The sequence below is a fragment of the uncultured Lamprocystis sp. genome (assembly GCF_903933125.1).
Lineage (GTDB): Bacteria > Pseudomonadota > Gammaproteobacteria > Chromatiales > Chromatiaceae > Thiodictyon.
On sequence record NZ_CAIZIZ010000191.1, the window covers coordinates 1 to 7,552 of the forward strand.

Here is a 7,552-nt window from a genome sequence, read left to right on the forward strand (position 1 = left end):
ACAGCAGTTCCAAATTTGGGTGGCCGCCGCCAACAGCGTGTCGGCAGCGAGGCCGATGGTGGATGCGCTGCGCTTATCCACCCTACGAAACCGGCTCCGTTGTAGGGTGGATAAGGCGCGTCGCTCGGTCTCGGGGACTCGGCACGGCGGTCGCGCGCGCCGCATCCACCAGAGGTCGCGCGGTGCCGCCCAAATTTGGAATTGCTGGGTGCGCGAGTCGCGCACGCGGCGCCGGGTGCGGTCCGCTTGCGTTCATCAATGGTCAGGTGATTTGCGTGAAATCAGGCATCCGGCCGGATCGCTCCCTGATCCGAGCCGTGCAGGGGATACCAGGTGTCGTCGCGGGCGGCCGGTAAGAGTTCGCGGCGCAGGCTGCGCAACGCGTCCGCGCCGCTTTTCCCCGCGGTCAAGGCGGTGAACGGGTCCTCGCTCTCCAGCGCGTCGCCCAGCTCGGCATCGACCTGCTCCGGGTCCTCGCCGGCCTCCATACGGCGGATCGCCTCGGCCATGCCGTCGCCCAGCTTGAGTCCGGAGGCGTCGAACAGACGCCGCATCAGGCGTGCCGCCTGCTTGGGGTCGGCGTCGTCGAGGCCCTCCATCTCCCCGGCCATGGCGGCGAAGGCCTGCATCATGCGCTCCTCGTCGACTCCGGCCGGCAGTCCCTCGGTGTCTTGCGCGGCGGTCTCGGCACGGCCTTTGCTAATGGCGAACAGGCTTGCCTGGCGCCCCAGTTCGGGCCGGCCGCAGCGCGGACAGTCCGGGCGGGTGGCGGTATCGACACGCCGCGCGAAGAAATTGAAGATCGTGTGACAATCCGGACAATAGAACTCGTAGACAGGCATGGGTTGGGACCGTTGGCGAGTGAGTGTAAGGCCGCGCGGGGCCGGTCGTGCGCGACGGACAGTATCCTCGATCGAACAGGCGAACCACAAAGCGATGGTGATCCGCGCAATTTCTGAATCGACTCCCGCGCACTGGGGGCAACGCGGTCTCGGGCTCTGCCTCCTGGGGCTGGGGGTCGGGCTGCTGTGGGATTATCCGCTGGGACGGCCCTGGTTGACCATCCTCGCGCTGGTGCTGGGGGCCGCCCAGTGGCGTGATCCACGCGCCTGGCTGATCGCCCTGCCGGTGCTCCTCGCCGTGGTGGACCTGGGTGTCTGGTCCGGCCGTTTGCTGCTTGGCGAGCAAGACGCCCTGTTGGCCATTCTGGCCGGTTCGGCCTGGGCGGCCGGACAGGTTTCCGGCAGCGGTGCGCACCTGCTGCGGCACAGTTTCGTGCCGGTCTGGTTCCTGGCACTGGTCCTGCTGGTGGGTCTGGTTCGCGGTCTGTTCCCCCTGGCGGCACTGGATGCGAATGCCTGGAATGGGTATCTCAGCAACTGGAACGCGCTGCGGGTTGCCAAAGGTCCGCTCTGGGCACTCGTGTTCTGGCCCCTGCTCGCCGCGCAGTTGAGCGCCGACCGGACGGCGACCGAGACGCGGCTCGCCGTCGGCTGCGCGCTGGCGCTGAGCGCGTTCGGCGGCTTGGTGCTCTGGGAGCGGGGCCTGCTCATCGACCTGGTCACCGCAACCAACCTGACCGGGCTGGTGGCGACTTGGCTCGACCTGTCCGGGACCTACCGGATCACCGGCCCGTTGTCGCAGATGCACCTGGGCGGTGAAGCCGTGGACGGTTTGCTGGTGCTGGCTTGGCCGTTGGCACTCTGGACCCTGCTGCGAGCCCGGCGCTGGCCGCTCGTTCTCTTAGGCGCCGCGGCCCTGGGATTGGCCGCCTACGCCCTCATGGTGACCTTTACCCGCACGACCTATCTGGCGGTCGGGATGGCGTTCCTGACCCTGGCACTGACAAGCGCGGTCGCGGCCGGCCATGCCGCCCTGTCCGTCGGGCGCCTGGCGGCGATGGCCGGCTACCTGCTGGTCAGCCTGGCGCTGTTTCTGCTCGGCTACCGCTGGGGCGGCAGCCTGCTGCTCCTGGGCTATCTGCCGGTGATCCTGGGGGGGCTGGCCGCCGGTCTGAGTGTGCGTCGCGGCGCCTCGGCGGCGCTGCTCAGCGGGGGCTTGGCCGTGCTGTTCGCCGCGGGGGCGGGGCTGGCACTGTGGGCCATGTTGACCAGCCGCTGGAACACGGTTGCATTGGTTCCGGGGTTGGCGATCGTGCTGCCTTCGATTCTGGTGCTGGGGGTGGGCGGGCTCGCGGTGGGGGGGATGCTGCGGCCCCACCTGGGTTGGCGCGCGGCCGGCACACTTCTGCTCGGTCTCGGGCTGCTGCTGGCGACGGCGACCTTGAGTTTGTCGGGGTATCAGATTCAGGTACGTGCGGCCACCGCCGGCCAGGACTTCAAGACGCGTCTTGCGCATTGGCAGCAGGGTCTGTCGCTGCGGGCCGCGGCCCCGCTGACCGTCCTTCTGGGGGAGGGGCTGGGCAGCTTCCCGCTGACCAACGTAACGAGCGCGGCCGATCACAGCGCGGGGATCTGGTACTTCCCCCCGGCCGGCATGTCCCCCTACCTGCGCCTGGTCGGGACCGGTGACCTGTGTTTCGGCCAGCGCCTGACCGGCCTGACCCCGGGGTCCTATCGGGTGCTGGTGCGGGCGCGTAATCCAGGGAACAGCCCGGCCGGGCTGAAGGTCAAGCTGCAACCGCGGCGCCTGTTGGAGCCGGAACGGTGGCAGCCGCGCACCCGGGAACTCGGCTTTCCCCTTGCAGCAGGCGCCGCGGATTGGCAGGACTTGGCGGGGCAGTTCGACCTGGATGCGGCGTCCATCCCGCCCTGGTACGATCCGCGAACCACCGTGTTCGTCTTGACCAATCAGGGTGGCGCCGGGAGTGTGATCGATATCGCGCGGGTCAGCCTGCTCGATCCCGCGGGGCGTGACCTGCTGGCGAACGGCGATTTCTCGGCCGGGGGTGATCGCTGGTTCGCCTTTAACGATTTCCGGCACCTCGCCTGGCATCTCAAGAACCTGTATGTCGCCCTCTATTTTGACCTGGGACTGCTCGGGTTGGCCGCCTTCGCGGTGTTGAGCGTCACCGCGCTGGGGCGCGCGTTCGGGCAGGCGCGGCGGGGGCACCTGTTTGCGGCCGTGCTGGCCGTGGCCCTGGTCGGTTTTCTGGTATTGGGCCTGACCGGCACCCTGCTGGACGTTCCGGCGCTCATGACGCTGTTCCTGCTGCTCGCACTCTGTGCGCTCTGGCGTGAGCCCGCGCGCCGACGCATTGCAACCCGCGCGCCGACGCCGTCCGCGCCCCGCCCGGACGGGGACGGACCAGGGCTCAGAGAAAGCCCAGCAGGATCTCCTGGGTCTCCTCGCGGCGGATGCGCGGTCCGAGGGTGGTGACCAGCCGGGCGGAGGCGGCGGAGGCCAGATCCCCCGCGCGTTGGCGGTCCCAGCCCTGGGTCAGTCCATAGAGGTAGGCTCCGGCGAACATGTCCCCGGCGCCGACGGTGTCGATCGCATCGACCTTGTTGCCGGCGATCTTGGTCAGGACGCGACCGTCCCAGACCAAGGCGCCCTTCGGCCCGCGAGTGACGGCGAATTCGCGGCTGATGGTCTTGAGATACGCGAGCGCGGTGTCGAGGTTGGTCGTGTCGGCCAGGCCCATGGCCTCGGACTCGTTGGCGAAGATCAGATCGACGCCGGGGCCGATCATCTCCAGCAGGCCCTCTTTGAAATAGGTGACCATGTTCGGATCGGAGAGCGAGATGGCGGTGCGCACCCCGGCCGTCGCGGCGATGTCGCGCGCCCGGATGGATGCCGCCCGGGCGCCGGGGGACGTGACCAGATAGCCCTCGGTGTAGAACCAGTCCGCATCGCGCAGTGCCTCTTCGACCAGTTCGTTGCCGGAGAGGTTGCCGCTCACACCCAGGAAGGTGCACATGGTGCGGTCGCCGTCGGGGGTGACCAGCACCACGCAGCGGCCGGTGTGACCCTGGTCCTTCTCGGTGTGGTGGTTGGTGTCGACGCCGCCCTCGCGCAGGTCGTTCATGTAAAAATGGCCCAGCTCATCGTCCGCCACCTTGCAGGAGTAGTAGGCGCTGCCGCCGAACTGACTCAAGGCGATGAGGGTGTTGGCGGCCGAGCCGCCGGAGCCGCGCTGATGGTGATGGGAGGCCAGGTAGAGCATGATCTCAAGCTGCTTGGCCTCGTCCACCAGGGTCATCACCCCCTTGTCGATGCCGAGTGCGTCCAGGTCGGCATAGCCGATCTCATATTCCATATCGACCAGGGCATTGCCGATGCCGTAAACGTGATAGCGCGCCATTGAGACTCCGGGATTAGTGCGTCAAAGCGGGGCAGTTTACCTGAAGCCGGTTCCCGAGAAGATACCGACTGCGCCGGCCTGCAAGATCCCTGCGGACTGCATGGGCCTGTAGGGGCTTGTAGGGGCGACTTCAGTCGCCCCTGCATGTGGGTGGATATAGCCATCGGACCTGATAACCGGACGTAGAGGCGGGTTTCAAACCCGCCCCTACACCAAGGCTCTGTCCGGATATCAGGGACGAAGGCTATATCTTTCAGGAAATCATCTGCGTAGAACCATGGCGATCCCGGCGTCCCGGCATGATCACTGCTTTTTCAAGGTCTTCGGTGTAACCTGCCGGTTGTGCCAGATCATCCGGGAACTTTAGACGATGCCAGACTCAGGTCGACTGCCTGCCGCACCGGATCAGGCGGTGATCCGCCTCCAGGAGCGGCTGACGACACGCTATCAAGCGCGCATCAGCGGCGCTTTGGTACGCCCGGCAACGCCGGCCGATTGGGCCGACCTGCCGCCCGAGCTGGCGCCGGGCCTGGCCGCGGCCCTGATCGCGCGCGGTGTGCCACGGCTCTATGCCCACCAGCGCGAAGCATTCGACCTGGCGCGGGCAGGGCGGCACCTGGTGGTCGCCACGCCGACCGCCTCCGGTAAGACGCTTTGCTACAACCTGCCGGTGCTGGACGCCGTGCTGCGGGATGGCCGCAAGGCGCTCTATCTGTTTCCCACCAAGGCGCTCGCGCAGGATCAGGTGGCCGAGCTGACCGATCTGGGCCGGGCGCTCACGGCGGCCGGCGGCACCGGGATTCGCGCCTATACCTTCGATGGCGACACCCCCGGCGATGCCCGCAAGGCGGTGCGCACCGGCGGGGATCTGGTGCTGAGCAACCCGGACATGCTCCATCAGGCGATCCTGCCGCACCACACCAAGTGGGCCCAGTTTTTCGAGGGTCTGGCCTTCGTGGTGGTGGATGAACTGCACAGTTATCGGGGGGTCTTCGGCTCGCACGTCGCCAATGTGTTCCGCCGACTTCGGCGTATTTGCCGCTTCTACGGGGTGTCGCCCACCTTTATCTTTACCTCGGCCACCATCGCCAACCCGGCGGAGCTGGCGCAGCGCCTGTGCGGTGAGCCGGTGACCGCCATCACGCGCAGCGGCGCCCCCCAGGGTGAGCGTTATCTGCTGCTGTGGAACCCGCCGGTGATCAATCCGGATCTGGGCATCCGCGCCTCCGCGCGTTCGCAGACCACCCGTATCGCCCGGATGGCGGTGAAGTCGGGGCTCAAGGCGATTGTCTTTGCCCGCTCCCGTTTGATGGTGGAGGTGATTACCAAGTACCTGAAAGACGTATTTGACAAGGACCCGCGCCGCCCGCCGCGGGTGCTGGCGTACCGCGGCGGCTATCTGCCGAGTGATCGGCGCGCCGCCGAGCAGGCGCTGCGCGCCGGCCGGGTCGATCTGGTGGTGAGTACCTCGGCTCTGGAATTGGGGGTGGACATCGGCGCCCTGGATGTGGCGATCCTCAACGGCTATCCGGGCACCATCGCCGCCACCTGGCAACGCCTGGGGCGGGCCGGACGGCGGCTGCGCCCGTCGCTGGGTGTGCTGGTCGCGACCAGTGACCCGCTCGATCAGTATCTGGTCCGCCATCCGGAGTTCTTCTTCGATGCCTCCCCGGAGCATGCCCGTATCCACCCGGATCAACTTCTGATTCTGCTTGAACACGTGCGTTGCGCCGCCTTTGAGCTGCCGTTCCGGGATGGCGAGCACTTCGGCGCCGAGGACTTGCCTGAGATGCTCTCCTATCTGCGCGACGAGGGTGTCCTGCAGCGTCAGGGCGATCAGTGGTTCTGGGTGGCGGACAGCTATCCGGCCAACGCGGTCTCGCTGCGCTCGGTGGCGGAGGGCAACTTCGTGGTCATCGACACCACCGGCGGGGCGCAGACCATCATCGCCGAGGTCGACTGGTCCAGCGCCCCCGGCACCATCTACGTCGGGGCCATCTACATGATCCAGTCACAGCCCTATCAGGTGGAGCGGCTGGACTGGCCGGGCCGCAAGGCCTTCGTCACCCGCACCCGGGCCGACTATTACACCGACGCCATCGACTATACCCGGCTCAAGATCCTGGACCGTTTCGAGGGGCGGGCGAGCGGGGCGGGCGCCGCGCCGGGCGGGGTAGTGGCGCAGGGGGAGGTCCATCTGGTCCGCCGCTACCCCGGTTACAAGAAGATCCGCTATTACAGCCACGACAATATCGGCTACGGCAACATCGATCTGCCCGATCAGGAACTGCACACCACGGCCGTCTGGTGGCAGGCGCAGCCGGCCGCGCTGGAGGCGCTGCTGCCCGACCGTCAGCAGGCGATCGAGGGGTTCCTGGGCGCGGCCTATGCCCTGCATCATGTGGCCGCACTGCGCTCCATGGCCGAGTTGCACGACCTGGGGCGGGCCGTCGGCGACGGGCAGGGGACCTGGTTCGCGGTCACCGGCAACGACGGCCGCGGCCACCTGCGCGGACCCGACAACGCGCTGGTCGAAGAGACCGCGGTCGCCCGCTTCGAGCCGACGTTGTTTCTCTACGACAACTATCCGGGCGGGGTGGGGCTCTCGGCACCGCTCTACGATGCCGCGGAGACCCTGGTGCGGGATGCTCGCGATCTGGTGGCGGGCTGCGGCTGCAGCGGCGGCTGCCCCGCCTGCGTGGGGCCGGTGCTGCCCGGCGACGCGGAGCGGGCGATCACGCCGCGGGCGGCGACGCTGCGCGTGCTTGGGCTGTTGGAAGGGTCGTGCGATGCCGATGCGGCGGCGGATCATGGGGTTTGAAGAGCGGCTGCGCCGCATCCGGGGTCAGGCACCTGGCCCGATACCGGACGCGCCGATGTCCGACCGGCCGTCGTTGGCCGAGCGGCTGCGTCGGCTTGGGGTCGGGCGGACGGCCGAGCGTGACCCGGTCGGGATGCCGGACGAGCGTGCCCTGGCGAACGCGCTGGGGGCCGAGTGCCTGGCGCCGGGGGTGCTGCGGCTGGAGCGGCGCCTGTCCGGTCGACAGGGTCACGGGCGGGTGGTGCCGGCGGGCGTAACGAATCTGGGCGATCTGCCGTGGGGTGAGGCGGTGCCCGTTGCCGATTGGCTTGACGTGGAGGCGGGTCCAGACGGTGGGCACGGGCTGGAAGCCCATGCCACAGAAGCCCATGCCACAGAAGCCCATGCCACAGAAGCCCATGCCACAGAAGCCCATGCCACAGAAGCCCATGCCACAGAAGCCCATGCCACAGAAGCCCATGCCACAG

5 protein-coding genes and 1 pseudogene are annotated in these 7,552 nt (G+C 68.1%); 3 read left to right on the top strand and 3 right to left on the bottom strand.

Annotation, left to right across the window (positions count from 1 at the left end):
* A pseudogene (locus QZY03_RS09485) lies at positions 1-225 on the bottom strand (hypothetical protein); the annotation flags it as partial.
* Positions 226-281: 56 nt separating this feature from the next.
* The gene (locus QZY03_RS09490; RefSeq protein ID WP_295580363.1) at positions 282-842 is read right to left on the bottom strand and encodes a zinc ribbon domain-containing protein; all 561 of its coding nucleotides are present in this window, start codon (positions 840-842) and stop codon (positions 282-284) included.
* Positions 843-936: 94 nt separating this feature from the next.
* Here QZY03_RS09490 and QZY03_RS09495 point away from each other — a divergent pair, with 94 nt between their 5' ends.
* Positions 937-3,339, top strand: coding sequence for a hypothetical protein (locus tag QZY03_RS09495; protein WP_295580364.1), 2,403 nt, complete (start codon positions 937-939; stop codon positions 3,337-3,339).
* Here the strand turns inward: QZY03_RS09495 and QZY03_RS09500 are convergent.
* Positions 3,275-4,264, bottom strand: a complete 990-nt coding sequence (locus tag QZY03_RS09500) for an adenosine kinase (RefSeq protein ID WP_295580366.1) — start codon at positions 4,262-4,264, stop codon at positions 3,275-3,277. The genes QZY03_RS09495 and QZY03_RS09500 overlap by 65 nt on opposite strands.
* 370 nt (positions 4,265-4,634) lie before the next feature.
* Here QZY03_RS09500 and QZY03_RS09505 point away from each other — a divergent pair, with 370 nt between their 5' ends.
* Together QZY03_RS09505 and QZY03_RS09510 are read left to right on the top strand one after the other, a co-directional pair.
* Complete coding sequence (locus tag QZY03_RS09505) at positions 4,635-7,085, top strand: DEAD/DEAH box helicase (RefSeq protein WP_295580367.1); 2,451 nt, start codon at positions 4,635-4,637, stop codon at positions 7,083-7,085.
* The coding region (locus tag QZY03_RS09510; RefSeq protein WP_295580369.1) for a hypothetical protein at positions 7,075-7,552 on the top strand (478 nt) is incomplete at its 3' end. The genes QZY03_RS09505 and QZY03_RS09510, both read left to right, overlap by 11 nt.